Genomic DNA, 25,653 nt, shown 5'->3' on the forward strand with positions numbered 1-25,653 from the left:
TTTTTATGCGCGATCGTCCGGCAGACCTGACTCAGACGGCGCGGCGGGCCGTCCAGGCGGCGCAGAGCGTCGCGATGAAAAGCAGGATGGCCCCAGCCTGGTGGGCGAGCGACAGGCTCAAGGGCACCACGGCCAGCAGCGCGGCGATGCCGAGCGAGATCTGCGCGATGACCAGGGCCGGCAGGATTACCATGAAAGGTTTGAGCGAGACGCGCGGCTCGAACCAGACCGCGGCCGCATAGGCGGCGACGGCGAATGCCACGAGATAGCCCGTCCAGCGATGGTTCATCTGCACGGCGGCATGGCTCTCGAAAACTGCCGGGAAGACGTTCATTCCGGCGAGATAACCTTCGGGGATGAGTTCGCCATTCATCAGCGGCCAGGTGTTGTAGATACGCCCGGCATCCAGTCCGGCCACGAAAGCGCCGAGCAGGATCTGCAGGAAGATGAGTCCGAGCAGGGCGAAACTCCATCCGGCCAATTGGCCCCGTCGCAAGGGGGGCGGCCCGAAGCGCGCCTCCAGCGACAGCCAGATCGTGTAGCCGAGTATGATGAAGGCCATGCCGAGATGGGTCGCCAGCCTGTACTGGCTCACATCGAGCCGATCTGACAGACCGCTCGCCACCATCCACCAGCCGATCGCGCCCTGCGATCCGCCCAGCAGCAGAAGGAAGAGCAGGCGCGGCTTGAGGCGCGCGCTCAGCTTGCCCTGATACCAGAAGAAGACCAGTGGCAAGGCGAAGGCGAGACCGATCAGGCGGCCGAGCTGTCGATGCCCCCACTCCCACCAGAAGATGAACTCGAACTCCTGCAGCGTCATGGCGCTGTTCTGCTCCTGGAATTCGGTGGTGCGTTGATAGAGCGCGAACTCCTCTTCCCAGTCCGCCTGGGTGATCGGCGGAATGGCGCCGGAGATCGGTTTCCATTCCGTGATGGACAGGCCGCTATCGGTGAGCCGCGTGGTGCCGCCGATGATGATCATCAGACAGACCAGGCCGGCAACGACAAGCAGCCAGTTGGAAACGGCGCGAGACGTGGTGCTGGTGTGATACGACATGCGTCCTCCTGCGCGCGACAGGTAACGCATCCACCTGCTAGGACAAGATACCGGCTACACTCCGGTGCATTTTCGGACGCGCGTACAAGAGGCCCTGCGCCAGTATGTCACGGATTTCGGCTAGCCGGCGTGCCGGCCGATGAAGAGGACGTCGTCGCGATACAGACCGTAACGGGCCTCGTCTTCCTGCGGCGCGCGCCAGGTCTCGATCTCGAGTCCGCTCGCATCGGCGAAGCGTTTCGCGAAGTCATTGCCGTAATAGCGCAGATGGTCGGCATCATCGTAATGCGCATAGCGCTCGGCCTCGGTCGTCAGATCGGGGTTTTCATAGGTCGCATCGCGCGACCAGACCTGCGGAACGGTAATCACAGCGAGACCGCGTGGCGAAAGACAGCGCCCGATCTCGGCCATCGCCTTGCGATCGTCGGGCACATGTTCGAGCACATGATTGGCAATGATCATGTCGAGCGCACCATCGTCGAACTTGATGTCCGCGATATCCATGGCGAGATCCGCCTTGCCCGGCACGATGTCCGCGGTGGTATAGCCGTCCCGGTTGCGAAGCATGTCGCGGACATGCCGCTCGGGCGCGACATGAAGGATCGTGCCGAAATCGTCCAGCGTCGATCCCTGCTCATCGAGAAAGAGCTGGAAGAGCCGGTGCCGCTCGCGCGAACCGCATTGCGGACAGCGTCCGTCCCAGCGCGGCGGCGTTCCCACCGCGAAGAAGCGACCGACATAGCCGCAGATAGGACATTCGCGATCGGAGCGCGGCACGGAAAACTGCCGCGGATCGCGAATGGCCGCCTCTACGGTCTTCAGCATGATCCTGAAAGACATCAATCGAGCCCCTTCTCAAATCCCCAGACCCATGACTACCGCGTCGCGGATAGGGCCAACATCGGAAATCTCACAGCAGGAAGAGAAATAAATGGTCGGAGCGGCGAGATTCGAACTCGCGACCCCCGGTCCCCCAGACCGGTGCGCTAACCGGACTGCGCCACGCTCCGACACTTGTTTCGGACAGGCGATCCTGTCCTGTGGGGAGGCCGGTTATAGGCAGGGTGCCGGGCATCCGCAACACGGATGTCAGCAGGAAAGGCTCTCACGCTGAGATTTCTTCCGGTCAGGGCTCCAGGGCGACCTTGAGCTTGGCCCGCGCATCCTCGAGGTCATCGATGATTTCGCGGATCGGGCGCTTCGGCGCATTGGCCGGACGATGTGGTCCCGGCTGGCCTGCCACAGGCGTTTCCCGATCAGCCGCATCGACGGCAAGCGGCTCGATCGTCGCAGCCGGGCTCGCGCCCAGTTCGACCACGGAGGCCACGCCATTATCCTTGATGAATTTTCGGGCGCCCTTGATCGTGAACCCGTCTTCGTAGAGAAGACGTTTCACGCCCCGCAGCAATTGCAGGTCCTGCGGCCGGTAGAAACGACGGCCGCCGGCACGCTTGAGCGGGCTGATCTGGGGAAACTTGCTCTCCCAGAAGCGCAGGACATGCGCAGGCACATCCAGCTCGTCAGCGGCTTCGCTGATGGTTCGAAATGCGTCCGGAGACTTCTTGCTGACCGACATGCGTTTATCGCGTCAGTCTTCGGCCCCGTTGCCCCCTAGTCTTTCGACAGGGCCGAGTCGACGCGCTCCTTGAGAACTTGTGACGGTTTGAACACCAGAACACGACGCGCCTCAATCGGCACTTCCACACCGGTCTTCGGATTTCGACCGACACGGCCGTTCTTGTCCCGCAGAAGAAATGAACCGAACGAAGAGAGCTTCACGGACTCTCCCGCGGCCAGCGTATCGGAAATCATGCCGAGTACGGACTGAACCAGATCGGCCGATTCCTGTCGTGATAGACCGACTTCCTGGTAGACAGATTCGGCCAGGTCCGCTCGCGTCAAGGTTTTGTCTGACATATTCATCCCCAATTGGACGAGAGACAGGCTACGCCTCAGATCGGGGTCAGGTCAACGCCAAGGTCTTGGATAAAAGCGAGAAAAAGCGAAGAATCTACGGTTAATACCGCGCCAGGGCCGCGCCCCAGGTGAATCCGCCGCCCAGAGCCTCCATCAATACAAGGTCGCCCCGCTTGATCCGCCCGTCCTGCACGGCCCGGTCGAAGGCCAGCGGCACCGAGGCTGCCGAGGTGTTTCCGTGGTCCGCTACGGTGGAAATCACCTTCTCCGTCGGGATGGACAGCTTGCGGGCCACGCCTTCGAGAATGCGCTGATTGGCCTGGTGCGGCACGAACCAGTCGACATCCTCGATCGTCACACCGGCGCGATCCGCGATCGTGGTCATGGATTCAGATATATTCGTGATCGCGTGCCGGAAGACCTGGTTTCCAACCATGCGCAGATGGCCGACCGTGCCCGTTGAGGACGGCCCGCCATCGACATGGAGCAGGTCCTTGAAACGCCCGTCCGAGCGCAGATAGGTCGCCAGAATCCCGTCCGGCGTATCACCGTCGCGATCCCCGGCCGTCAGCACAATGGCCCCTGCCCCGTCTCCGAACAGCACGCAGGTGCCGCGATCGGTCCAGTCGATGATGCGGGACATCGTCTCCGCGCCGACCACGAGCGCCGTCTTCGCCTGACCGCGCGCCAGCATGTTGTCGGCCACGGACAGCGCATAGACGAAGCCGGTACACACCGCCTGCACGTCGAAGGCTGCGCCCCGGGTCGCGCCGAGGCGCGCCTGCAGCATGGTGCCGACCGACGGGAAGGTGAAATCCGGCGTGGTGGTCGCGACGACGATCAGATCGAGGTCTTCCGGCGCGATCTCCGCATCGGAGAGCGCCCGGCGGGCCGCCTGTTCGGCCAGGTCGCAAGTGGTCTGCCCTTCAGCCGCGATGTGGCGCTGACGAATACCCGTGCGTTCGCGAATCCACTCGTCACTGGTGTCGACCATGCGAGAGAGTTCGTCGTTCGACAGGATCCGGTCTGGCAGGTAGGAGCCGATACCGGCGATACGCGCAATCTGCTCGCTCATGAGGCCGCAGCAACATCCTGTTCTTCGAATTTCGCAAACTTGTCGAGATTCTTGCGAATCTCGGACATGAAGTCACTTTTCGCCATCACATAGGCTAGGCCGAGCGCGGACGCGAAGCCTTCTCCGTCGGCGCCGCCATGGCTTTTTACCACGATACCCTTGAGGCCCAGCAGAACGCCGCCATTGATGTAGCGCGGGTCCATGCGCTGGCGGAGACGATCGAGTGCACCCAGCGACAACAGGCCGGCAGCCAGCTTGGCCAGCAGGGAACTGGTCAGGGCCTCACGCACCCATCCGGCCACAAGGCGCGCGGTTCCTTCGGCGGTCTTCAGCGCGATATTGCCGGTAAAGCCGTCGGTCACGACCACGTCGATATCGCCGGCGGAGATATGATTGCCCTCGATAAAGCCGCGATAGTCGATATCCAGTCCGGACTTGCGGATCAGGGTATCGGCCTCGCGGACCGTATCATTCCCCTTCAGCTCTTCCTGGCCGACATTGAGCAGGCCCACGGTCGGTTCGCCTCCACCGAAGACAGCGCGGTGATAGGCTTCGCCCATAATGGCGAATTCGACGAGCTGGGTCGCGCCGCACTGAACATTGGCCCCGACATCGAGCACGACAGTGTGCCCTTTCGGGGTCGGCCAGTTGGCGGAGATCGCCGGGCGATGGACGCCCTTCTTCATGCGCAGGATGACCTTGGAAATGGCCATGAGCGCGCCGGTATTGCCCGATGACACGACGGCGCCGGCCTCGCCGTCCTTGACCGCGTGAACGGCATTCCACATCGAGGAGCCGCGCGCCCGGCGAACGGCTTCGCTGGGCTTGTCGGTCATCTGGACGAGCGTTCCGGTATGGCGCAGCTCGCACACGGCAGCGACCGCCGGATGCTTTTCCAGCAGCGGTTTGAGCTGGGCTTCATCGCCATGCAGGAGGTAGCGCGCCTTGCGGTCCGGCCAGCGCTTGAGCGCCTGGCCAATCCCTTCGACGACAGCCGACGGGCCGAGGTCGCCCCCCATGGCGTCAACGGAAATCGTGGTGATACCTGTCATGTGCAGCGATATCGTTCCTCGCCGGGGCAAAGGCCCCAAAAGTCCGCGGAACTTAGACCATGATCTATCAGATGCAAGACGGCAGGACCGCGATCAAGGGCGCGGGAAGCCCGGTTTCGCGCCCTGCACCAGTTCATCCGGCCCTTGCTGCTGCAACGCAGAGACGGCCGAACTGACGTATAGGGCAAGGCGATCGACGCGTGGGTCGTCGGTTTCGCTCCGCAAAAGATTGCGCGCGATGAAGGCCTGCAATTCCTTCGCATCGTCGGATGCAAGCGCATCATCCAGATTTTTGGCGCGACCATAAAAGCCTTCCGCCATGAACCGGATCTTCTTGCCGATTCCCGAATCCCCGACGCCCATTTCGCGCATGGCGGCATCGAAGTCGTCGAACATGGCATCGAATGTCGCCTGGGAGACGGCGGCCGCAGTGTCGTCATCGGCGCGACGCATCACGATAATCAGGAGCGCGGTGTGGAGCATGATCAGCTCGAACCGGCCCTCCATCGTGTCGGGAACGCCATTTTCGCCATACAGGGCAGGCTGTCGCGCCGCAGAAACGATGGCCGCGTAATGCGAGGAACCGATCTTTTTTTCGGGCTTGGGACCGAACCAGTTCCGCAACATGTCTGAGGGCTCCCTTCAATTCGCGCTTGAAGCTAAGCGCGCGCTTGTTTAGGTCAAGATATGGCAACAGGTTGCGCTTCACGGGAAGCACGCCTGAGGCCCGTGACCTGGGAGTTCCTTGATGAAGCGTCGTGTCAGCCTGTCCGTCCTTGTTCTCGCCTGCGCCGTCGGCGCATCGGCGTGCAATCCCGTGCTGCGCTCACACGGCTATCGCTACACCACGCAGGAAGCGCCGGTGATCACGCCTGCCGAGGACACCGAGTCCTCGGTGCTCGCCCGTCTCGGCAATCCGTCGACCCGCGGCACCTTCGAGGACAATACCTGGTATTACATCTCGGCGACCCGCGAGAGCCTGGCCTATCTGCGGCCGGTGACGCGCGACCGCCGCATCATCGCCGTCAGCTTCGACGAAACCGGTGTGGTCAGCGAAGTCAATGAATACGCGCTCGAGGACGGACGCGTGGTGGCCTATGCCGACAGCGAGACGCCGACACGCGGCCGCGAGCTGAGCCTGCTCGAACAGCTCCTCGGCAATGTCGGCCGACTGCCGACCGAACAGTTCGGCGGCGAACAGAATCTGCCCGGCGGCGCCGGCGGTCCCCGCCGCGATCAGTAGACCGTCTCGCGAGAGACTCGCGATCAGCCCCGGTCCACGACCGGGGCTTTTTGCTGCGCGCTCCGCAAACCTTCCATCGAACACGAAAAAGCCCCGGCGTCTCCGCCGGGGCTTTCCGTTCGATCGATGATCGCTTCGATCTAGCCGGCGAGGAAGGCCAGCAGCAGAAGCGCCACGATATTCGTGATCTTGATCATCGGGTTTACAGCCGGGCCCGCAGTGTCCTTGTACGGATCACCCACGGTATCGCCCGTCACGGCCGCCTTGTGGGCTTCAGAGCCCTTGCCGCCATGATTGCCGTCCTCGATATACTTCTTGGCATTGTCCCAGGCACCGCCGCCGACGGTCATGGAGACCGCGACGAAGAGACCGTTGACGATCACGCCGAGCAGCATCGCCCCCACCGCGGCCAGCGCTTGCGGCTGGTCGGCGATGAAGAGGATCGCGAAGTAGAGCACGATCGGCGAGAGCACCGGCAGAAGCGACGGGACGATCATTTCCCGGATCGCCGCCTTGGTCAGGATATCCACGGCGCGGCCGTAATCCGGCTTCGCCTTGAATTCCATGATCCCCGGGATCTCCTTGAACTGCCGGCGAACCTCGGCCACGACGGCCGTCGCAGCACGGCCCACAGCCATCATGGACATGCCGCCGAAGAGATAGGGCAGCAGACCGCCGAAGAGCAGACCCACGATTACATACGGGTTCTCCAGCGAGAAGTCCGGCTCGAGGCCCAGCAGGTGTTCGACATCGGTGGTATAGGCCGCGAACAGCACCAGCGCGCCGAGGCCAGCAGAACCGATGGCATAGCCCTTGGTCACCGCTTTGGTGGTGTTGCCGACCGCGTCGAGCGTATCGGTGGTCTCCCGGACGCTCTCGTCCAGTCCCGCCATTTCGGCAATACCGCCGGCATTGTCCGTCACCGGACCGAACGCATCGAGCGCGACGATCACGCCGGCAAGCGCCAGCATGGTGGTCACGGCGATGGCGATGCCGAAGAGGCCGGCCAGATTGAAGGTGACGAGAATGCCCACGATGATGATCAGTGCCGGCAGCGCCGTCGCCTCAAGCGATACAGCCAGACCCTGGATCACATTCGTGCCGTGGCCGGACTCGGACGCCTTGGCCACCGATCTGACAGGCCGGAACTCCGTGCCCGTATAGTACTCCGTCACCCAGATGATCGCCGCGGTGACGATCAGGCCGACAATGCCCGAGAAGAAGAGCGACTGGCCGGTGATCATGCGTTCGCCGATGGTACCGATATCGCCCATGCCGTTCGGCAGGGCGTAGGTGGTGACGAGCCAGAGGCCGCCCACGGAAAGTACGCCGGCAGCGATCAGGCCCTTGTAGAGCGCGCCCATCACATTGGTGGACTTGCCCAGACGAACGAAGAAGGTGCCGATGATCGAGGTGACGATGCAGACCGCCGCGATCGCGAGCGGGAAAATCATCATCGTGGCGCCGAGCGCGCCGGTGAAGAAGATCGAGGCGAGCACCATGGTCGCGACCACGGTCACCGCATAGGTCTCGAACAGGTCGGCCGCCATGCCGGCGCAGTCGCCGACATTGTCGCCGACATTGTCCGCGATGGTCGCGGCATTGCGCGGATCGTCCTCGGGGATACCCGCTTCGATCTTGCCGACCATGTCGCCGCCGACATCCGCACCCTTGGTGAAGATACCGCCGCCGAGACGGGCGAAGATCGAGATCAGGGAAGCGCCGAAGCCCAGGGCCACAAGCGCGTCGACGACGACGCGGTCGCCCGGAGCGTTGCCCATCGCGGACGTCAGCACCCAGAAGTAGCCGGCGACACCCAGCAGGGCGAGACCCGCCACGAGCATGCCGGTGATGGCACCGGAGCGGAAGGCGATGTCGAGACCCGCCGCCAGCGACGTGCTCGCCGCCTGCGTCGTGCGGACATTCGCGCGCACGGACACCAGCATGCCGATAAAGCCGGCAGCGCCGGACAGGATCGCGCCGACCGCAAATCCGAGCGCGACTTCCCAGCCCAGGAAAATGGCTATGAGGATACAGACGACGATGCCGACAATGGCGATGGTGGTGTATTGACGCTTGAGATACGCGTTAGCGCCTTCCTGGATGGCCGATGCGATTTCCTGCATCTTTTCGGAACCCGCACTCGCCGCCATCAAACGCTGTGTCTGCACAACGCCGTAGATGATGGCAAGGACGGCCGCTCCAATGGCCAATAAAAGCATGTTCATGGCTTCCTGCCCCGTTCTTTCACTTCGTTTGGTCTTGGAAGGAGAGAGGGAAACAAGCGCGCGAGAACCACGCCGACCATGATCAAGTTCCCCCCTTATTGTTTTTGTTATCGGGAGGACTATGCCCAATGCGTATCAGGCACGCAATACGCGGTCTTTATTTTGAAGAATCAGCAGGTTGAGAGATATCGAAACGCTAGTAGTAGTCGAGCATCCGCACATCGCTGCTGCGAATCTCCAGCGTTGCGATCGCCTCTTCGCCGTAATACTCGGCGAGTGCCGAAGACCAGACTTCCTCGGCCCGCTCGAAATCGAGCCCCGACCCGTCCGGCAGCGACAATGGCGTGCGGTAGGCCGCCCTCACGAGGATATCGAGAGCGTAATGGGCCCGTTCCTGCATGGTCCAGACATTGCGCCCGGCCGCCACGCGGATGCGGACATTCACATAGGCAAACCCGGTGAGCCGCCCGTCCGAGGACAGCGGCGCGACGAGCGCGGGCATATTGAAGGCGCGCGGATCATCCTCGACGATCTCCTCTTCGTCGTTTTCTTCCTCGGCGCCGGCGCGATTGAAGAGCATCAGGATGCGGTTCACGCCGCCCCCCTCGCCTTCAGAGCGGTCGTTTTCCGCAGGCGGTGCCGCAACCGCCGGAACAGACGCTCCCAGCAGTGTGAAGATAGCGAGAAAGATGACGGGCAAGATGCGCATGATGTCCACCTGGTTGACGATCACCGTGACAGACGCGCCTCAAAAATGCGTAAACCCGCCCCGCTTCACGTCAATCCGCTTGTCATGAAGCCGTGTGACGACCACGCCCGGTCCGGCCTCGACCGTCCCGATCCGCGTGACCGGTACGCCGATGACCTCCGCCGCAGCCTGTACGGACGGACGTTTTTCCACCGGCGCCGAGAAGAGAATTTCGTAATCGTCGCCGCTACTTGCCAGACGCAGCAACTCGTTTTCGGCGCCTCGCCGCCCAAGCCATCGGGCCATGCGGTCGGATACGGGCATGCGGTCCAGATCCAGCACGACCGAGACATCGCTCGTTTCGGCCAGATGCCCGGCATCCGCGATCAGGCCGTCCGATACGTCCAGCGCCGCACTCGCAATGCCGCGCAGGGCCATTCCCAACGAGATCCGCGGCTCCGGATGGGTATAACGCCCGAGCAGACCGGGATCGGGCTCGAGCCGACCGCGGGCCATCTCCAGGCCCAGGCCGGCATCACCGATGGTTCCGGACACCCAGACATCCTCGCCCGGACTTGCTCCGCCCCGTGTGAGAACGGCATTGGCAGGGCACTTGCCCAGAAGCGTCAGAGATACCGTCAGAGGACCGGGTGTAGAGGTGGTATCACCACCGATCAGGGCGATGCCGAAAGCGACCTGCTCGTGCTCCAGCGCCGCAATGAAACGGTCGCGCCATTCATCCGGGAGCGACTCCGGCCAGGCGATGGAGCTGAGATAGGCATCCGGCTCGGCACCCATGGCGGCCAGGTCGGACAGATTGGCGCGCAAACAGCGCGCGGCCACGGTTTCCGGCGGGTCGTCCTCGAGGAAATGAACCCCGGCAACCAGCATGTCGCTGGCAATGACGAGGGCCCGCCCGCTGTCCAGCTCCATCACGGCAGCATCGTCCGACAGACCAAGCGCGTCCGGCCGCCCTTCGGTCAGAGGCAGAAGGCGCGTCCGGATGAAATCGAACTCGCCGCGCCGCGCCATCGGCTAGAACTCGTCCGGCCGCGCCTGGCGCGCGCAGCGGTCCAGTGCCGCATTGATGAATTTCGGTTCGGAGCCCTCGAAGAAGGCATTCGCGACATCGACATATTCGTCGATCACGACACGCGCCGGCACATCGCTGCGCTCGAAAAGCTCATAGCCACCCGCTCGCAGAATCGCCCGCACGGTCGCGTCGAGGCGATCCATGCGCCAGCCTTCCGCAAGGAGCTTGTCGATCGCCGGATCGACCTTCGCCTGACGATCGACCACACCGGCTACCAGCGCCTCGAAGAAATCCTCGTCGGCCTCGACGATCTCCGGCCCTTCGCCATCCATGCCGAAACGGTGGTCGCGAAACTCACGGATTACCGAACTGGCGCCACGGCCCGCGATCTCCATCTGGTAGAGCGCCTGGACGGCAGAAAGCCGCGCAGCTCGCCGCAGACGGGCCCGGGTCTCGGACGGGTTTTCCTTTTCGCCGGCGCTCATGCCTCGCTCCTGAACTGGTTGCGCAGCCCGATCAGGCTGAGCGCGGCTTCTGCCGCATCCGCGCCCTTATTCTTGTCGACGGCCCGCTTCAAGGCCTGAGCGCGGTTCTCGACGGTCAGAATACCGTTCCCGACAGGCACCCCGCCCAGGTTCAGTTCCATAAGTCCTCGCGCGCTCTCGCCGCAGACATAGTCGTAATGTGTGGTCTCGCCCCGGATCACGCAGCCCAGCGCGACATAGCCGTCAAAACCGGCCTCGGCGAGTTCTGCCTGGACAATCGCCCCCGGGATCTCCAGCGCACCGGGCACCTCGACCGTTTCCGAACGCGCGCCGGCCGCCTCGATCGCCTTGCGGGCGCCCTCGATCATCGGATCGGCAATATCGCGGTAGAAGGTCCCTGCCACGATCAGGATGCGAGCTTCGCTCATTATGCGTTCTCCGGAAAGTGGCGGTCCTCGACCACCGACAGGCCATAACCGTCCAGACCGACAATGGTCTGGGGCTTGGTGCTGAGCAGCACCATTTCGCGCACGCCGAGATCAAGAAGAATCTGGGCACCGACACCATACTCCCGCAAGCGCCGCGCTTCACGTTCATCCTGTGGCAGGGCCGGATGAGCCCCGAGGCGCTCGACGATGGCGGTATGGGAGGTCTCGCGGATGAAGACCATCACGCCCGCGCCAGCCTCGGCCGCCAGGGCACGAATACCGGCCTCCACAAGCTCCCCGCGGGGGCCCTCTTCATGCAATACGTCATCCACGAAGCTGACCTTGTGCATGCGCACCAGGGTCGGCTGATCAGCACTGGGGCGCCCCTTGACCAGGGCAACATGCTCTGCGCCGTCCAGTGTATTGCGGAATACGACAAGCTTGAACGGGCCGCCGAACTTGCTCGTGAAATCGCTCTCGATCCGCCGCTCGATGAAGCGGTCATTGCGGCGACGATAGGCGATCAGATCCGCGATGGTTCCGATCTTGAGCCCGTGCAGCTGCGCGAAAGCGATCAGATCAGGAAGACGCGCCATCGTGCCGTCTTCATTCATGATTTCGCAAATCACGCCGGACGTGCCGGCACCCGCGAGCCGCGCGACATCGACGGAGGCTTCGGTATGGCCGGCGCGTACCAGCACGCCGCCGTCACGGGCGACGAGCGGAAAGACGTGCCCCGGCGTGGCGATATCGTCCGCCCCCTTCGAAGGGTCCGTTGCCACCTCGATCGTTCGGGCGCGGTCATGGGCCGAAATGCCGGTCGTGACACCGTCGCGCGCCTCGATAGAGGTCGTGAAAGCCGTCTGGTGCCGGGAGCGGTTTTCGGTCGACATGAGCTGCAGCCCGAGCTGTTCGATACGCTCCTGCTGCATGGCGAGGCAGATCAGGCCTCGCCCGTGCTTGGCCATGAAATTGATGGCATCGGGCGTCGCGAACTTTGCGGGAATGACAAGGTCGCCCTCGTTCTCGCGGTCCTCGGCGTCGACCAGGATGAACATCCGGCCGTTGCGGGCATCCTCGATGATGTCCTCGATGGGAGAAAGCGGGATATCGCTCACGCGGGAGCCTCCAGGGTCAGGCGGACGGGAATTCACTCAGGCGGGCGGCGTAGCGCGCCATGAGGTCGACCTCAAGGTTCACGCGTGCACCTTTTTGCAGGCTGCCAAGAGTCGTCACGTCCGCTGTGTGGGGAATGATCATCAGATCGAAGGTCTCGCGGGTGACCGAATTCACGGTGAGCGAGACGCCGTCCACCGTGACCGAGCCCTTGCGAGCAATGTATTTGTTGAGGTCAGCCGGGGGCCTGACCGTAAAGACCAGCCATTCGCCCTCCTCGCGACGGTCGACGACCTCACCGACGCCGTCGACATGCCCGGTCACGAGATGGCCGCCCAGCTCCTCACCCATGGCGAGGGCGCGCTCCAGATTGACGCTGTCACCTGCGGCCCAACCGCCGAGCGTCGTCAGGCGCAGGGTTTCCGGGGACACCTCGACGGCGAACCATCCCCCCGTCTGCGCCCGTCCCTTCTCGACCACCGTAAGGCAAACCCCGGCATGGGCGATCGACGCGCCGATATCGATCGTGTCCGGATCATAGGCCGCTTCGATCTCGAAACGGCGCACATCCTCGCCCGAAATTGCGCGGATACGGCCCTTGGCGGTGACAATACCGGTAAACATCAGCGAATCCGTTCGTAGCTTTCCTGGACATCATCGCCGCGCGGCGTCAGGGCTATACGCGTGAAGATGGGCGCGGCGTCGAGCGTCTCAAGCCCCAGGGCTGCAAACACCGGCAATCCGTCGCCGCCCAATATCTTCGGAGCGCGGAACCACTCGATCCGGTCGACCAAGCCAGCCGCGATCGCCGAAGCGGCGATACCAGCCCCCGCCTCGATCATCACATTTTCATAGCCCTGTATCGCTCGGGCGATATCCCGGTGCGGTATGAGCGCGACCTGGCGATCCGGTGCAGCAAAGACGGCAGCCCCGGCGGGCGTTCGCCCCCGGCTGTCCATAATGATCACGTCCGGCTGCTGCAGCGGCTCCCCCTCGATACGCGCCGTCAGTCGCGGATCGTCGGCCAGCACCGTGCCGATCCCGGTCAGGATCGCGTCGTGTGACGCCCGCATGCGATGCACTTCCGCGCGGCTTTCCGGCCCCGTGATCCATTGCGAGCGCCCATTGCCAAGAGCGATCATGCCGTCGAGCGAGGTAGCCAGCTTCAACGTAACGCGCGGTCGTGCCGCGGCGCTCATTCGCTGTCGTCTTCCGCAGCGTCCAGCCGGGCGGTCAGCGCCTCGTCGGTGATGAACTCCCGGAAGTCCTCGACCTTGTGGAAGTCCTTGTAGACCGAGGCGTAGCGGACATAGGCGACCGCATCCAGGTTTTTCAGGCCTTCCATGACCAGCTCGCCCACACGGTCGGAGGTCACATCGGTCTCGCCAGTCGATTCCAGCCGCCGCACGATCCCGGAAATCATCTGATCGATGCGATCCGGCTCGATATTGCGCTTCTGCATGGCAAGCCCGATCGAACGGTTCAGCTTGTCTCGATCGAAGGGAACCCGCCGGCCGGACTTCTTCGTCACGGTCAGTTCGCGCAGCTGGACACGCTCGAAAGTCGTGAAACGTGCTGCACAGGACGGGCATTGGCGGCGGCGGCGAATGGCATTGCCATCCTCCGCCGGTCGGGAGTCTTTGACCTGAGTGTCAGGATGGCCGCAAAATGGACAACGCATCCGCTAACCTTAGGCCAGTTCCGGGTAAATTGGGAAGCGCGAGGTGAGCGCGATGACTTCTTCGCGCACAGCGGCTTCCACATCGGCATCGCCGTCCGGCTTGTCGACAAGCGCGTCGAGCACTTTCACCATCAACTCGCCCACCCGCTTGAACTCGGCTTCGCCGAAACCGCGCGTCGTCGCCGCCGGTGAGCCGACGCGAAGGCCTGAGGTTACGGTCGGCTTTTCCGGGTCGAACGGAACACCGTTCTTGTTGCAAGTGATGTAGGCGCGCTCGAGCGCCGCTTCCGCAGCATTGCCCTTGAGTCCCTTCGGCCGCAGATCGACCAGCGCAAGATGGCTGTCGCTGCCGCCGGACACGATCGCATACCCGCCGTCGGTGATCGCCTTTGCCATGGCCTGGCAATTGGCCACCACCTGCCGGGCATAATCCTTGAACGACGGCTGCAGGGCTTCGCCGAAGGCCACCGCCTTGCCGGCAATCACGTGCATGAGCGGTCCGCCCTGCAGACCCGGGAAAATGGCCGAATTGATCTTCTTTCCGAGATCCGTGTCGTTGGACAGGATCATCCCGCCGCGCGGACCGCGCAGCGTCTTGTGGGTAGTGGTCGTGCAAACATGCGCATGGGGCAGCGGGTTGGGATAGACACCCCCCGCGACGAGGCCCGCGAAATGCGCCATATCGACCATGAGATAGGCCCCGACCTCGTCGGCGATCTTGCGGAACTCAGCGAAATCGATCTCGCGCGGATAAGCCGACCCGCCCGCTATGATCATTTGCGGTTTGACCTCATGGGCCTGCTTGCGCAGCGCGTCGTAATCGATCCGCGCATTGTCTTCGCGGACGCCATAAGCGTGGGCCTCGAACCACTTGCCGGAAATGTTCGGGCGCGCACCGTGCGTCAGGTGACCGCCTGCATCCAGCGACATGCCGAGAATCCTGTCGCCCGGCTTGAGCAGGGCCAGAAACACGCCCTGATTGGCCTGGCTGCCCGAATTCGGCTGGACGTTCACGAAGGCGGCGCTGAACAGGGCCTTGGCCCGTTCAATGGCAAGGTTCTCAACCACGTCGACATGCTCGCAACCGCCGTAATAGCGGCGGCCCGGATAGCCTTCCGCATACTTGTTCGTAAGCGGCGACCCCTGGGCCTCCAGAACGGCCCGCGAAACGATGTTTTCCGAAGCGATCAGCTCGATCTGGCTCTGCTGACGCTGGATTTCCGCGTGAATGGCATGTGCCACTTCACGATCGGATTCCACGATCGAGCGGGTAAAGAACGGGGTGCTGTTGGCGCTTTCGGCCTGTGTATCCGGCATGTCGCTTCCTCGCTGCTTTCGCACGTGTGATAAGGCTGTCCGCGGTCTCGCACAAGCGGCCTGTGCGGGACGGAATACGGATGCATGCAGGATCGACAATTCTGAATTTCGAATATTTGCTTTTCTGTAACAATTAGCTCCGTCACCTGATTTTCTGCTACATTACGCTTGAACTGATCAGCGCATCATAATATCGCTCAATTCGCCCCAAATGAATCTTCTATTCTTTGGTGCCTACAAAATAATCTACGAACGGAAGGTAAGACGATGGCTGACGACATGATCCCGGATATCGACAAGGAAGAACTTCTTCGCATGACCACCGACGTGGTCGCGTCCTACCTGTCGCACAATTCCATGCCGGCCGATAACGTCCCCGAACTTATCAAGTCCGTACACGCAACGATGAAGGAAGTTTCCGACACCGTCGTGAAGAGCGAGCCGAAATCCAAGCCGGCCGTTCCGGTGTCCAAATCGGTCAGCGACGATTACATCGTCTGTCTCGAAGACGGCAAGAAGCTGAAAATGCTGAAGCGCTATCTGCGCTCGCAATACAACATGTCGCCGGACGATTATCGCCGCAAATGGAACCTGCCGTCTGACTACCCGATGGTCGCTCCGGCCTATTCGCGCAAGCGTTCCCAGTTCGCCAAGGATATCGGCCTCGGCCGCGGCAAGAAGGGCAGCTGACGGGTCAGACCCCGCTCAGACACGAATTCCACGGCCGGACCCAGTGTCCGGCCGTTTCTTTTCGGGGTCGGAGTCGCCCTCCCCGGCCAGGCGCTTGAGCTTCCATTCGACCTTCGCGACAGCCAGCCGTTCGATCTCGGACCGTGACGCATGCTTGGGGACCTGGAAGACGACCTCTTCCGCCGTCTCCGCATCGATCGCGGCGACGCGGAGAGCCTGTCCGACGGCCAGAATTTCCAGATAGATTTCCCGTTGCGTCATCCGCACTCCGTTCCCGACAGAAGCGCGATCAGGCCCGGGCGACCCCCGTCTGCTCGGAAGCCCGTGTCCAGACATCATCAAGCGCTTCGGCCAGATGATCGAACATTTCGTCCGTGTGCAAGGGCGTCGGCGTCAGGCGCAGGCGCTCCGTACCGCGGGGCACGGTCGGGTAATTGATCGGCTGAACGTAGATGCCGTGCTCTTCCAGAAGCATGTCGGAAATGCGCTTGCAGAGAACCGGGTCGCCGACCTTCACGGGCACGATGTGAGTTTCCGAGGGCATGACCGGGAAGCCGGCATCCGAGAGGCGAGCCTTCAGGGTGGCAGCCCGTTCCTGGTGCTCCTCGCGCAGATGGTGAGCGGATTTGAGGTACTCGACGCTCGCGCGCGCACCTGCTGCGAGAGCCGGCGGCAGCGCCGTGGTGAAAATGAAACCGGGCGCCATAGACCGGATGGCATCCACGATCGCGCCGTCGGCGGCGATATAACCGCCCATGACGCCGTAAGCCTTGCCCAGCGTGCCCTCGATGATGTCGATACGGTCCATCAGGCCTTCGCGCTCGGCAATGCCCGCCCCGCGCAGCCCGTACAGCCCCACGGCATGGACCTCGTCGAGATAGGTCAGCGCATTGTACTTGTCCGCAAGATCGCAGACCGCTTCGAGCGGTCCGATATCGCCGTCCATCGAATACACCGACTCGAATGCGATAACCTTGGGAGCGTCATAGGGAGCCGCCGCGAGCAATTCCTCGAGATGTTCGATATCGTTATGGCGCCAGATCCGCTTTTCGCAACGAGCCCCCTTCACGCCCTCGATCATCGAGGCGTGGTTCAGCTCGTCGGAGAACATGATCAGCCCCGGCAGAATCTTGCCCAGCGTGGCCAGCGTTGCCTCATTGGCGATATAGCCGGATGTGAATAGGAGCGCGCCGTCCTTCTGGTGAAGGTCCGCGAGCGAGCGCTCGAGCTCGACGTGATAATGGGTCGTGCCGGAAATATTCCGCGTGCCGCCGGCCCCGGAGCCGACATCGTCGATCGCCTTCTTCATCGACTCGACGACACAGGGGACCTGCCCCATGCCAAGATAGTCATTGGAGCACCAGACCGTTACGTCCCGGACACCGCCGTCCGGAGAGCGCCAGCGCGCAACGGGGAAATCGCCCTTGCGGCGCAGCAAATCGGCGAAGACCCGGTAACGGCCTTCCGCCTTGACGCGGCGGACGGCATCTTCGAACGCGGTTTGGTAGTCCATCTAACGGGCCTTTCTCACATCAGTACGCGGCACAAGGCGTTACGAGTCGGCTTTTAAAGACAAATCTGCAGAGAGGCGAGCGGACGAAGCGCCGCACCTGCATGAAAAAACCTGGCCGCCCGATCATACCGGGTCTTTAGCGCCGAAAAAACCAGATGTAAGCACAGAAAAAGGGCGCGCCGGCAGAAACCGACGCGCCCCGTCTGTCTTTCGGCCATGGCCGCCCGGCTACATGCGGAAGCGGATATGGTCCGACCAGAACCGCTCGATCCGTGCCAACGCCGTATTCATCATCGGCAGCTGCGACACGTCCACACCACCGACCGGCGCGAGGGCTTCGCCCTGACGGGCGAACATCTTGTTGAGCTGCTCGCGCACCGCGTGGCCGGTCTCGGTCAGGCTGACGCGAACGGAACGACGATCGACCGCGGAGCGCTCATGGCGGATATAGCCCGCATCGACCAGCTTCTTGAGATTGTAGGACACGTTAGAGCCGAGATAGTGGCCGCGCGTTCTCAGCTCGCCGGCGGTCAGTTCCTGATCGCCAATATTGAAAAGCAGCAAGGCCTGGACCGAATTGAGATCATCCAGTCCTTCCCGATCCAGCTCGTCTTTTACAACATCGAGCAGCTGCCGGTGAAGTCGTTCCACCAGCTGCAAAAGCTCGAGATATTCCAAGTTCGGAGCCGCATCCGGCTCCATGTTTTCTGCCATAGCCATCACACTCTCCACCCGTTTTTCTGGGTTATTGTGCGTGAAGGCTACAAGAGGAGGCCTAATATCCGCTTAATCCGCGGACCAGCTACCATCGAGCAGCTTGTAGATTCCGGAAAAGTCGCTCGCACCGCCGCCGAGATTGTCGAACAGCGAATAAAGCGACTCCGCCTGGGCGCCCAAAGGCGTGGTCGCGCCGGCGCTCTGTGCGGCGTCCTGGGCGAGCTTCAGATCCTTCAGCATCATCGCCGTGGCGAAGCCCGGCTTGTAGCCGTTATTGGCCGGCGTCGCGGGCACGGGCCCCGGCACCGGACAATAGGACGTCATCGACCAGGACTGCCCCGAAGCTTTCGAGGAGATGTCAAAGAATTTCTGCTGGTCGAGCCCCAGCTTCTCGGCCAGGGCGAAGGCTTCGCACGTTCCGATCATCGTAATGGCGAGCAGCATGTTGTTGCAGATCTTCGCCGCCTGCCCGGCGCCCAGATCGCCGCCACGAATGACCGCCTTGCCCATGGCCTCCAGGAACGGCTTTGCCGCGTCGAAATCGTCCTCGGAACCGCCGACCATGAAGGTCAGTGTACCGGCCGTCGCTGCCGCCACGCCGCCGGAAACCGGTGCGTCCACGAAACGGAACCCCTTGCTCACGGCCTGGGCGCCGACATGCCGCGCGCTGTCCACATCGATGGTGGAGCAATCCATGAAGAGCGTGCCGGGAGCAGCTGCCGTAAAGACCTCGCCTTCATAGACGGCGCGCACATGCTTGCCCGCCGGCAGCATGGTGACGACGGCGTCTGCTCCGGTCACGGCTTCGGAAGCGGACCCAGCCGCGCTTGCACCGGCATCCACCAGCTTGGCGACCGCCGCCTCGCTAAGGTCGAAAGCCCGGACGTCGTGGCCGGCCTTGACCAGGTTCACGGCCATGCCGGACCCCATATTTCCCAGTCCGATAAAAGCAATCGTCGCCATGGCGCCCTCTCCCCGTCTCGTCAGTCCTGTTGTTCAAGCCCCGGCGGTCTCGCCGAGAAACGTCATTTCATGCTCCGCATCGAGCGGCGCGAAGGCGGCTTCGATGGCGGTGTCGTCGACATCGGCGAGCGAGGCCGGCGACCAGTTCGGCGCATTGTCCTTGTCGATGATGACAGCGCGCACGCCTTCGTAGAAATCCTTGCCGGTCAGGCACCAGCTCGACACGCGCAGGTCCTGGCGCATCACATCCTCGAAGGACAGATCGCCGCCCTTGCGCAGACAGGCCAGAGTGAGCTTCAGGGCGGTCGGAGACTTGCTCGCGATGATCTTCGCCTGCTTGGCAGACCAGCTGTCACCGGCACCCTCGATGCGCGAAACGATCTCCTCGACATCATCGCCGGCGAAGGCGGCATCGATCAGGCCGCGCGTGTGCCCCAGCTCGCTGTCACCCGGATCGCCGGAATGCTCCTCCAGGAGGACCTCGAGTGCATCCTCGTCCGACAGATCGGCGGTTTCGAGGGCGGACAGGAGCGCGTCGTACTGAGAGGACGGGCAGTAATGGGTGGCCAGCCCGGCCGCGACACAATCGGCCGCCTTCAGGCGCGCGCCGGTCAGCCCCATCCAGGTCCCGATCTCGCCCGCAAGCCGCGGCAGGAAGAAGGCCCCGCCCACATCGGGGTGAAAGCCGATCCCGGTCTCCGGCATGGCGAACATGGTCCGGTCGCCGGCCACACGGTGCGAGCCATGCACGGACACACCGACACCACCGCCCATCGTGATCCCGTCGACCAGCGCCACATAGGGCTTAGGATAATGATAGATCAGCGTGTTGAGACGGTATTCGTCGCGCCAGAACAGCCAGGCCTGATCATCGCCCGCCTTGCCCGAATTGTGCAGTTTGAGGATATCGCCACCGGCGCAAAAACCCTTCTCCCCGGCCCCGTCGACCACGACCGCCTTCACGTCCGCATCCTCGCGCCAGGCCTCCAGCGCCTCGATCATGTCCAGACACATGCCATGCGTCAGCGCATTGAGTGCCCTCGGGCGATTTAGCGTGATCCGGCCGATCTGGCCGGTCTTGCGGGCAATGATTTCCGGTTCGTCGGTCATGGATACTCGGTCCCTGTTCCGGTGCAAAAGGGTTACGCGGCCAAGCCTATTTCATCACGTCCTTGGCGATGATGACGCGCATGATCTCGTTCGTGCCTTCCAGAATTTGGTGGACGCGGAGATCGCGCACGATGCGCTCGAGCGGATAGTCCTTGAGATAGCCGTAGCCGCCGTGCAGTTGCAGCGCCTGATTGGCGACGTCGAAACACGTGTCCGTCGCGAAACGCTTCGCCATGGCGCAATACTTCGCCGCGGAGGGGTCCTTGGCATCGATCGCGGCTGCTCCGCGATAGAGCATCATGCGGGCGGCCTCTAGTTCGGTCGCCATATCGGCCAGTTTGAACTGGGTGACCTGGAACTGACCGATCTCGCGGCCGAACTGCTTGCGCGTACCGACATACTCCTTCGCCACGTCGAAGGCTTCCGATGCACCGCCCAGCGAGCAGGCGCCGATATTGATCCGGCCGCCATTCAGGCCGTTCATCGCGAGCGTGAAGCCCATGCCTTCCTCGGCGAGACGATTCTCGACCGGCACCCGGCAATCCTCGAAGGTCACGACGCGCGTCGGCTGTGCGTTCCAGCCCATCTTCTTCTCGTTGGCACCAAAGGACAGACCGGGCGTGTCTTTCTCGACCAGGATGGTCGAGACGCCTTTCGGCCCCTCGCCGCCTGTCCGGCACATCACGACGTAATAGTCGGACGTCCCCGCACCGGAGATGAAGGCCTTGGAACCGTTGAGGACGTAATGATCGCCGTCCCGCCTGGCCGTTGTCCGCAGGCTCGCCGCGTCGGAGCCGGACCCCGGCTCGGTCAGGCAATAGGACGCGATCTTCTCCATCGTCATCATCTGGGGCAGGAAGCGCTGGCGCTGTTCCTCGCTACCCCAGGTGTCGATCATCCAGGCGCACATATTGTGAATGGACAGGAAGGCCGCGGTGGCGACGCAGCCGCGCGACAGCTCTTCGAAAATGATCGCCGCATCCAGCCGCGACAGTGCCGATCCGCCCACATCGTCACGCGTGTAGATACCGGCAAAACCCAGTTCGGCAGCCTCGCGCATCGCCTCGACGGGGAAATGCTTTTCCTCGTCCCACTTGGCGGCATTCGGCTTGAGTCGGTCATTGGCGAATTTTCTCGCCATGTCGCGGATCAGGGTCTGATCTTCTGTGAGTTCGAAATTCACAGCAGCGCTCCTGTTGCTAATAAGGTGTCAGAGGGACAGATTTTGTCCCGAGAATTTGGCTGGAGCCGTAACGCGGCTTTCCGCCCGCGGCAAGTTTGATATGTGTTAGAGACTGAAACGAGAGCGCAGGGGCACTGCCGTTTCTTCCTTTCCGGACAAAACATTACAGAGTGTGTCGTCATGAACTCAGCGCGTATCCGCCCCTGTCCATCCTGCAGCATGCCAATTAGCCGGCATTCCGCTCGTCGCGAGCTCACTCACATGCCTACCGATCCGATCATTTCCCGTTGGCTGCCAAGCCAGCGTCGCTGTCCGCACTGCCGGGCCTTGATCCACTTCCCGGACTACAGCTGGCGATGGAAGCTCGGGCTCGGGGCGGGCGTAATACTCTTGATCATGATACTCGGTACAATGGGGATGCATCCATTGTTGATTTGCCTAGTCATGGGTTCCGTGGCGTTTGTGATCGGGATTCTCGGCCTCATCTTCGATCACTAACCCTAGCCCCCAAACGCCGCAGTGACAGACGGTTTGCGGCTCGCTATCCCTGTCAGTACCCAGCTCGGAAAGAGATCGTGATGTACCCAACGACCCGCCTGCGCCGCACCCGGCAAGCCGATTGGAGCCGCCGCCTCGTCCGCCAGAGCGAACTGTCAGTGAATGATCTGATCTGGTCGGTCGTCGTGTCCGACAGCGCCGATCCGACCGAGCCGGTCACAGCGATGCCGGGCGTGGAGCGTCTCTCCCTGCCGGCTCTCGCCAAGGCGGCGAAGGAAGCCGAAGCGCTCGGAATCCCGGCCATGGCGATCTTCCCGCACATTTCCGATAGCCGTAAAGACGAGGCCGGATCGGAAGCGCTCAATCCCGATGGGCTTGTGCCGCAGGCGATCCGCACGATCAAGAATGCCGCGCCCAATGTCGGCGTGATCTGCGATGTCGCGCTCGACCCCTTCACCACGCATGGTCATGACGGCGTGCTGGACGGCGAGAAAGTCGATAACGATGCCACGGTCGAGACGCTGATCGCCCAGGCTCTCGTGCAAGCCCAGGCGGGCTGCGATGTGGTCGCGCCCTCGGACATGATGGACGGGCGCATCGGCGCCATCCGCGAGGCGCTGGAAAGCGACGGACATCACGACACGATGATCCTGTCCTATGCGGCGAAGTACGCGTCCGGCTTCTACGGCCCCTATCGCGAAGCGATCGGCTCGGCGACCGCGCTGAAGGGGGACAAGAAAACCTATCAGATGGACCCCGCCAACCGGGACGAATGCCTGCGGGAAGTCGAACTCGATATCGCCGAGGGCGCCGACATGGTCATGGTCAAGCCGGGCCTGCCCTATCTCGATATCGTCCGGGCCTTGTCGGACACATTCCCGGTGCCGGTCTATGCCTTTCAGGTGTCCGGAGAGTACGCGATGATCGAGGCCGCAGCCGCCAATGGCTGGATCGACGGGGAGCGCGTCATGATGGAGAGCCTCCTCGCCTTCAAGCGCGCAGGAGCAGCCGGCATCGTCACCTATTACGCTGCGCGGGCCGCGAAGCTTCTGGGGTGACGGGTGGCTTCCGGTAAGATCACCTGCCCGGACTGCCAGCATCGATTTGAGGAAATCGCGGCGCTGGCGGCACTTGAAGACGAGATATGGGAGGCCGAGACACGCGCTGGCGGCTTCCGCTCCTTCGCTCGCCCCACCGTCGCCGGGTCACTGCACCCCATCAAATGCCCGAACTGCGGCATGCGCCTCCGCATGCCACTGTGGCCGTACAGCTTTCTGATCGCAGCATTCGTCCTGGGCTGGTGCCTTGGTCTGGCAGCCCTGATCAACACGCTCGGCGGCTATGTTTCCAACGAAATATTCGCCTATCCCGCGTGGGCCATTGGAGGCTTGGCGGTGTTCGGTGCCGTCTTTGCGATAGTCGCGTTCATTCGCGCCAAGCCTATCCGGTGCGGGCGCTACTAGTCGCTGATCGGGCTAGGCCTGCGCCGTTTTTATCGCGGTCTCAGCATCGATCGGCGCCACACCGGCCTCGATCAGCTGAATGAGGTCCTCGATCGGCATCGGTCGCCCGAAATGCCAGCCCTGCATGTAGTCGAGCTCCAGCATCCGGACCATCCGCGCCTGGTCGGCATTTTCGATGCCTTCCGCAACGACTTCCATGTTGAAGGTCTTCGACAGAAGTGCCAGTGCCTGGAGGGTTTGCATCGCGTTCGGATCGGTATCGCACCGGCCACCGTAATTGCTGTCGATCTTGATCTTGTCGAACTTGAAGGCCCGCAGATAGCCAAGGCTTGCGAAGCCGGTTCCGAAATCGTCGAGATTGACCTTGAAGCCGGACATCGAGAAATCGCGCAGGCGCGACTTCGCCCGGGCGAGATTGTCCACCAGGATGCCCTCGGTCAGCTCGATTTCCATGCGCTCGGGCGGCATGTCGTACTCTTTCAGGATGCGCGTGAAACGTTCGCAGAGATCGGGGTCCTTGAGCTGGGCGGGTGACAGGTTGATCGCCACATTGAGGCCCACGATCGGCGCGATTTCGCGACAAACCGTATGAAGCACGAACTCGCCCAGCGGCGCGATGAGTTTGGCATCTTCGGCAACCGGGATGAATTCATCCGGCCCCACCGGCTGCTGGCCAGGTCTGCTCCAGCGCAAAAGGGCTTCCACCGAGGCAATGTTTCCGCCCCGGGAGCGAACGATCGGCTGATAGGCGACGTGGAATTCCTCGCAGGCGATACCGACACGGATCGCATTGGCCATTTCGCGCCGCGCACGAACTTCGCGCTCCAGCTCGCCGCCATAACAGAGCGGCCGCGTCATCTGCTCGTTCTTGGCGCGATACATGGCGACGTCTGCATTCTGGACCAGTTCGACCAGCGACAGGGTGTGCGCCCGCGTCGAGAGCGCGACGCCGACGGCGGCGCCGACTTCGTAGAAGGCCTCATCAATCTCGAGCGGCACTTCGAGGCAGGAAATCAATCTCCGGGCAATGGGCATGGCGAGACGCGTCGCTTTCGGCCCAGTCAGAATGACCGCAAATTCATCGCCCCCGATCCGCGCGAGCGCCCCTTCATCATTGACGACTGCCGAAAGACGCCGCGCCACCAGACGCAGCACTTCGTCGCCGATGGCGTGACCGGCCCGGTCATTGATGGACTTGAAACCGTTGAGATCGACGAAGACGACGGCCGCCTGCCCGTCCAGCGCGGCCCTGTTCGCGCTCTCGCCTTCCAGAATATCATTGAACCCATTCCGGTTCGGTAGCCCGGTCAGACGATCCCGCCGCGCCGCGTCGATCGCCCGGCTTTCATTCTTCCGCGCCTCATTGCCCAGGCTGGCCGTGCGCCGCCCGATCACGATGGCCAGGATGAGAAAGAGGCCGACATAGCCGATAATCGGGAAAATCGCCACGCGAAGCGTGAAATAGCCCGGTGTCGATGCGAGCCAGGTCAGCACGCCGACGGAATGCCCCGCCGCATCCTGCAGCTCGACCTGGTTGGGCGCCCGCGTGCGCGCTTCGGAGAAATGCACCGAGTTCACGCCGAAAAGGTCGCCCAGATTGGCGACCCGGCGGGAGTTGAGCTCGCGCGCGATCATCAGGACGGGTCGGTTGTCGTCCGGCCCGGCCCTATCCCCGCCTGCTCCGGCCAGACGGGTCGCGGAGACGATAAAGGGCGTATTGCCCCGCTGCATTACATGTGTCCCGGAGCGAGCGCCACGCCGCTCTGCTGCACGCAGATCGGCCAGCACGATATCGCGCTCGGCGGGCGTGATGGCGACCGCATCGCCTGCCGCACTCCAGGTCAGGCTCTCATTGGAATCGGATAGATGAAACAGCGCCAGATCGAACGGCGCCGGCTCTTCGGGGGCACCGCCCGCTGTATCCAGCCAGGTCAAATCCCCGCTCCGCGAAAGCGCCGACGCTTCAGGGGCGACCGCGAGGCTTTCGACGATACCCTCATTCTCCGATATCAGTGCCGCGAACCCGGTCTGGACGAGCTGGTTGTCCGTTTCGACTGCCTGCCGGTTCAATTGTCCGATGAAATAATAGATGGCCAGCACGGAACCGATCAGGCTGAGCAGAACCGCGACGTTCACATATGACGTCAATTGTCGCTGCAGCTGAGTTCCCACCCCGGAGGCCTTTCTTTGAGGTCT

At 62.8% G+C, this 25,653-nt stretch carries 28 protein-coding genes and 1 tRNA gene; 4 read left to right on the top strand and 25 right to left on the bottom strand.

The annotated features are described in order from the left end of the window. Positions 1 to 31: 31 nt before the first annotated feature. The 8 genes from AC13HB_RS06065 to AC13HB_RS06100 all read right to left on the bottom strand — a co-directional run bounded on the left by AC13HB_RS06065 (position 32) and on the right by AC13HB_RS06100 (position 5,728). Complete coding sequence (locus AC13HB_RS06065) at positions 32 to 1,057, bottom strand: COX15/CtaA family protein (protein WP_482948838.1); 1,026 nt, start codon at positions 1,055 to 1,057, stop codon at positions 32 to 34. Between the two features lie 120 nt (positions 1,058 to 1,177). Further along, on the bottom strand, positions 1,178 to 1,897 hold the full coding sequence (locus tag AC13HB_RS06070) for a methyltransferase domain-containing protein (RefSeq protein ID WP_482948839.1): 720 nt from the start codon (positions 1,895 to 1,897) through the stop codon (positions 1,178 to 1,180). Between the two features lie 92 nt (positions 1,898 to 1,989). After that, positions 1,990 to 2,067: transfer RNA gene (locus AC13HB_RS06075), tRNA-Pro, on the bottom strand. Between the two features lie 116 nt (positions 2,068 to 2,183). Continuing rightward, positions 2,184 to 2,633 (bottom strand): MerR family transcriptional regulator, encoded by a 450-nt coding sequence (locus tag AC13HB_RS06080; protein WP_482948840.1) that lies wholly within the window; start codon positions 2,631 to 2,633, stop codon positions 2,184 to 2,186. A gap of 35 nt (positions 2,634 to 2,668) precedes the next feature. Continuing rightward, positions 2,669 to 2,974, bottom strand: a complete 306-nt coding sequence (locus tag AC13HB_RS06085) for an integration host factor subunit alpha (protein WP_482948841.1) — start codon at positions 2,972 to 2,974, stop codon at positions 2,669 to 2,671. A gap of 100 nt (positions 2,975 to 3,074) precedes the next feature. Further along, positions 3,075 to 4,049 carry a beta-ketoacyl-ACP synthase III gene (locus tag AC13HB_RS06090; protein WP_482948842.1) on the bottom strand — a complete coding sequence of 325 codons (975 nt, stop codon included), beginning with the start codon at positions 4,047 to 4,049 and terminating at the stop codon, positions 3,075 to 3,077. After that, positions 4,046 to 5,101: a phosphate acyltransferase PlsX gene (plsX, locus tag AC13HB_RS06095; protein WP_482948843.1), complete on the bottom strand. Its 1,056-nt coding sequence runs from the start codon at positions 5,099 to 5,101 to the stop codon at positions 4,046 to 4,048. The genes AC13HB_RS06090 and plsX overlap by 4 nt, the downstream gene beginning before the upstream one ends. 93 nt (positions 5,102 to 5,194) lie before the next feature. Further along, the gene (locus AC13HB_RS06100) at positions 5,195 to 5,728 is read right to left on the bottom strand and encodes a ubiquinol-cytochrome C chaperone family protein (protein WP_482948844.1); all 534 of its coding nucleotides are present in this window, start codon (positions 5,726 to 5,728) and stop codon (positions 5,195 to 5,197) included. Positions 5,729 to 5,849: 121 nt separating this feature from the next. Between AC13HB_RS06100 and AC13HB_RS06105 the strand changes: the two genes are divergently transcribed. Further along, positions 5,850 to 6,344 carry an outer membrane protein assembly factor BamE gene (locus tag AC13HB_RS06105; RefSeq protein WP_482948845.1) on the top strand — a complete coding sequence of 165 codons (495 nt, stop codon included), beginning with the start codon at positions 5,850 to 5,852 and terminating at the stop codon, positions 6,342 to 6,344. A 140-nt stretch (positions 6,345 to 6,484) separates the two neighbouring features. Here AC13HB_RS06105 and AC13HB_RS06110 read toward each other — a convergent pair whose 3' ends face one another. The 10 genes from AC13HB_RS06110 to glyA all read right to left on the bottom strand — a co-directional run bounded on the left by AC13HB_RS06110 (position 6,485) and on the right by glyA (position 15,320). Further along, positions 6,485 to 8,572 (bottom strand): sodium-translocating pyrophosphatase, encoded by a 2,088-nt coding sequence (locus tag AC13HB_RS06110; protein WP_482948847.1) that lies wholly within the window; start codon positions 8,570 to 8,572, stop codon positions 6,485 to 6,487. 196 nt (positions 8,573 to 8,768) lie between these two features. After that, entirely contained in the window at positions 8,769 to 9,281 is a 513-nt protein-coding gene (locus AC13HB_RS06115) for a hypothetical protein (RefSeq protein WP_482948848.1), read from the bottom strand. Between the two features lie 39 nt (positions 9,282 to 9,320). Next, on the bottom strand, positions 9,321 to 10,292 hold the full coding sequence (gene thiL, locus AC13HB_RS06120; protein WP_482948849.1) for a thiamine-phosphate kinase: 972 nt from the start codon (positions 10,290 to 10,292) through the stop codon (positions 9,321 to 9,323). A gap of 3 nt (positions 10,293 to 10,295) precedes the next feature. After that, positions 10,296 to 10,778, bottom strand: coding sequence for a transcription antitermination factor NusB (gene nusB / locus AC13HB_RS06125; RefSeq protein WP_482948850.1), 483 nt, complete (start codon positions 10,776 to 10,778; stop codon positions 10,296 to 10,298). Beyond that, positions 10,775 to 11,206 carry a 6,7-dimethyl-8-ribityllumazine synthase gene (gene ribH / locus AC13HB_RS06130; RefSeq protein WP_482948851.1) on the bottom strand — a complete coding sequence of 144 codons (432 nt, stop codon included), beginning with the start codon at positions 11,204 to 11,206 and terminating at the stop codon, positions 10,775 to 10,777. The genes nusB and ribH overlap by 4 nt, the downstream gene beginning before the upstream one ends. Beyond that, the gene (gene ribB, locus AC13HB_RS06135) at positions 11,206 to 12,324 is read right to left on the bottom strand and encodes a 3,4-dihydroxy-2-butanone-4-phosphate synthase (protein WP_482948852.1); all 1,119 of its coding nucleotides are present in this window, start codon (positions 12,322 to 12,324) and stop codon (positions 11,206 to 11,208) included. The genes ribH and ribB overlap by 1 nt, the downstream gene beginning before the upstream one ends. 16 nt (positions 12,325 to 12,340) lie before the next feature. Then, the gene (locus AC13HB_RS06140) at positions 12,341 to 12,946 is read right to left on the bottom strand and encodes a riboflavin synthase (RefSeq protein ID WP_482948853.1); all 606 of its coding nucleotides are present in this window, start codon (positions 12,944 to 12,946) and stop codon (positions 12,341 to 12,343) included. Next, the gene (locus tag AC13HB_RS06145; RefSeq protein WP_482948854.1) at positions 12,946 to 13,521 is read right to left on the bottom strand and encodes a RibD family protein; all 576 of its coding nucleotides are present in this window, start codon (positions 13,519 to 13,521) and stop codon (positions 12,946 to 12,948) included. The genes AC13HB_RS06140 and AC13HB_RS06145 overlap by 1 nt, the downstream gene beginning before the upstream one ends. Beyond that, complete coding sequence (gene nrdR, locus AC13HB_RS06150) at positions 13,518 to 14,003, bottom strand: transcriptional regulator NrdR (protein WP_482948855.1); 486 nt, start codon at positions 14,001 to 14,003, stop codon at positions 13,518 to 13,520. Before nrdR ends, AC13HB_RS06145 begins: the two co-directional genes overlap by 4 nt. Before the next feature lie 9 nt (positions 14,004 to 14,012). Further along, entirely contained in the window at positions 14,013 to 15,320 is a 1,308-nt protein-coding gene (gene glyA, locus AC13HB_RS06155) for a serine hydroxymethyltransferase (RefSeq protein ID WP_482948856.1), read from the bottom strand. Between the two features lie 267 nt (positions 15,321 to 15,587). Between glyA and AC13HB_RS06160 the strand changes: the two genes are divergently transcribed. Beyond that, a complete protein-coding gene (locus AC13HB_RS06160; protein WP_482948857.1) occupies positions 15,588 to 16,010 on the top strand; it encodes a Ros/MucR family transcriptional regulator in 423 nt (140 codons plus the stop codon). A gap of 15 nt (positions 16,011 to 16,025) precedes the next feature. On the opposite strand, the gene AC13HB_RS06165 is transcribed toward AC13HB_RS06160, so the two are convergent. From AC13HB_RS06165 to AC13HB_RS06190, 6 genes are all read right to left on the bottom strand, one after another. After that, positions 16,026 to 16,271: a DUF6898 family protein gene (locus AC13HB_RS06165; RefSeq protein ID WP_482948858.1), complete on the bottom strand. Its 246-nt coding sequence runs from the start codon at positions 16,269 to 16,271 to the stop codon at positions 16,026 to 16,028. Positions 16,272 to 16,299: 28 nt separating this feature from the next. Then, complete coding sequence (gene hemA, locus AC13HB_RS06170; protein WP_482948859.1) at positions 16,300 to 17,523, bottom strand: 5-aminolevulinate synthase; 1,224 nt, start codon at positions 17,521 to 17,523, stop codon at positions 16,300 to 16,302. Positions 17,524 to 17,751: 228 nt separating this feature from the next. Then, a complete protein-coding gene (gene ldtR, locus AC13HB_RS06175) occupies positions 17,752 to 18,243 on the bottom strand; it encodes a transcriptional regulator LdtR (protein WP_482948860.1) in 492 nt (163 codons plus the stop codon). A gap of 66 nt (positions 18,244 to 18,309) precedes the next feature. Next, positions 18,310 to 19,203 carry a 3-hydroxyisobutyrate dehydrogenase gene (mmsB, locus tag AC13HB_RS06180; RefSeq protein ID WP_482948861.1) on the bottom strand — a complete coding sequence of 298 codons (894 nt, stop codon included), beginning with the start codon at positions 19,201 to 19,203 and terminating at the stop codon, positions 18,310 to 18,312. A 33-nt stretch (positions 19,204 to 19,236) separates the two neighbouring features. Further along, a complete protein-coding gene (locus AC13HB_RS06185) occupies positions 19,237 to 20,313 on the bottom strand; it encodes an enoyl-CoA hydratase/isomerase family protein (protein ID WP_482948862.1) in 1,077 nt (358 codons plus the stop codon). 46 nt (positions 20,314 to 20,359) lie between these two features. Beyond that, positions 20,360 to 21,496, bottom strand: a complete 1,137-nt coding sequence (locus AC13HB_RS06190) for an isobutyryl-CoA dehydrogenase (protein WP_482948863.1) — start codon at positions 21,494 to 21,496, stop codon at positions 20,360 to 20,362. 578 nt (positions 21,497 to 22,074) lie between these two features. Between AC13HB_RS06190 and hemB the strand changes: the two genes are divergently transcribed. Next, positions 22,075 to 23,052, top strand: a complete 978-nt coding sequence (gene hemB / locus AC13HB_RS06195) for a porphobilinogen synthase (protein WP_482948864.1) — start codon at positions 22,075 to 22,077, stop codon at positions 23,050 to 23,052. Positions 23,053 to 23,055: 3 nt separating this feature from the next. Continuing rightward, positions 23,056 to 23,457 (top strand): CpXC domain-containing protein, encoded by a 402-nt coding sequence (locus tag AC13HB_RS06200; RefSeq protein WP_482948865.1) that lies wholly within the window; start codon positions 23,056 to 23,058, stop codon positions 23,455 to 23,457. 12 nt (positions 23,458 to 23,469) lie between these two features. On the opposite strand, the gene AC13HB_RS06205 is transcribed toward AC13HB_RS06200, so the two are convergent. After that, on the bottom strand, positions 23,470 to 25,593 hold the full coding sequence (locus AC13HB_RS06205) for a putative bifunctional diguanylate cyclase/phosphodiesterase (protein ID WP_482948866.1): 2,124 nt from the start codon (positions 25,591 to 25,593) through the stop codon (positions 23,470 to 23,472). Positions 25,594 to 25,653: the final 60 nt, after the last annotated feature.

It is taken from the genome of Maricaulis sp. B-26 (genome assembly GCF_056857855.1).

Bases quoted from the DNA above. Each gene is read 5' to 3' on its own strand.
- plsX (WP_482948843.1), bottom strand. From the start codon at position 5,101: ATGACAGGTATCACCACGATTTCCGTTGACGCCATGGGGGGCGACCTC.
- AC13HB_RS06105 (WP_482948845.1), top strand. From the start codon at position 5,850: ATGAAGCGTCGTGTCAGCCTGTCCGTCCTTGTTCTCGCCTGCGCCGTC.
- AC13HB_RS06185 (WP_482948862.1), bottom strand. From the start codon at position 20,313: ATGACCGACGAACCGGAAATCATTGCCCGCAAGACCGGCCAGATCGGC.
- nusB (WP_482948850.1), bottom strand. From the start codon at position 10,778: ATGAGCGCCGGCGAAAAGGAAAACCCGTCCGAGACCCGGGCCCGTCTG.
- AC13HB_RS06085 (WP_482948841.1), bottom strand. From the start codon at position 2,974: ATGTCAGACAAAACCTTGACGCGAGCGGACCTGGCCGAATCTGTCTAC.
- AC13HB_RS06065 (WP_482948838.1), bottom strand. From the start codon at position 1,057: ATGTCGTATCACACCAGCACCACGTCTCGCGCCGTTTCCAACTGGCTG.
- AC13HB_RS06100 (WP_482948844.1), bottom strand. From the start codon at position 5,728: ATGTTGCGGAACTGGTTCGGTCCCAAGCCCGAAAAAAAGATCGGTTCC.
- ribH (WP_482948851.1), bottom strand. From the start codon at position 11,206: ATGAGCGAAGCTCGCATCCTGATCGTGGCAGGGACCTTCTACCGCGAT.
- mmsB (WP_482948861.1), bottom strand. From the start codon at position 19,203: ATGGCGACGATTGCTTTTATCGGACTGGGAAATATGGGGTCCGGCATG.
- AC13HB_RS06110 (WP_482948847.1), bottom strand. From the start codon at position 8,572: ATGAACATGCTTTTATTGGCCATTGGAGCGGCCGTCCTTGCCATCATC.
- AC13HB_RS06140 (WP_482948853.1), bottom strand. From the start codon at position 12,946: ATGTTTACCGGTATTGTCACCGCCAAGGGCCGTATCCGCGCAATTTCG.
- AC13HB_RS06145 (WP_482948854.1), bottom strand. From the start codon at position 13,521: ATGAGCGCCGCGGCACGACCGCGCGTTACGTTGAAGCTGGCTACCTCG.
- AC13HB_RS06165 (WP_482948858.1), bottom strand. From the start codon at position 16,271: ATGACGCAACGGGAAATCTATCTGGAAATTCTGGCCGTCGGACAGGCT.
- AC13HB_RS06090 (WP_482948842.1), bottom strand. From the start codon at position 4,049: ATGAGCGAGCAGATTGCGCGTATCGCCGGTATCGGCTCCTACCTGCCA.
- AC13HB_RS06070 (WP_482948839.1), bottom strand. From the start codon at position 1,897: ATGTCTTTCAGGATCATGCTGAAGACCGTAGAGGCGGCCATTCGCGAT.
- AC13HB_RS06160 (WP_482948857.1), top strand. From the start codon at position 15,588: ATGGCTGACGACATGATCCCGGATATCGACAAGGAAGAACTTCTTCGC.
- hemA (WP_482948859.1), bottom strand. From the start codon at position 17,523: ATGGACTACCAAACCGCGTTCGAAGATGCCGTCCGCCGCGTCAAGGCG.
- ldtR (WP_482948860.1), bottom strand. From the start codon at position 18,243: ATGGCTATGGCAGAAAACATGGAGCCGGATGCGGCTCCGAACTTGGAA.
- glyA (WP_482948856.1), bottom strand. From the start codon at position 15,320: ATGCCGGATACACAGGCCGAAAGCGCCAACAGCACCCCGTTCTTTACC.
- hemB (WP_482948864.1), top strand. From the start codon at position 22,075: ATGTACCCAACGACCCGCCTGCGCCGCACCCGGCAAGCCGATTGGAGC.
- thiL (WP_482948849.1), bottom strand. From the start codon at position 10,292: ATGGCGCGGCGCGGCGAGTTCGATTTCATCCGGACGCGCCTTCTGCCT.
- AC13HB_RS06115 (WP_482948848.1), bottom strand. From the start codon at position 9,281: ATGCGCATCTTGCCCGTCATCTTTCTCGCTATCTTCACACTGCTGGGA.
- nrdR (WP_482948855.1), bottom strand. From the start codon at position 14,003: ATGCGTTGTCCATTTTGCGGCCATCCTGACACTCAGGTCAAAGACTCC.
- AC13HB_RS06080 (WP_482948840.1), bottom strand. From the start codon at position 2,633: ATGTCGGTCAGCAAGAAGTCTCCGGACGCATTTCGAACCATCAGCGAA.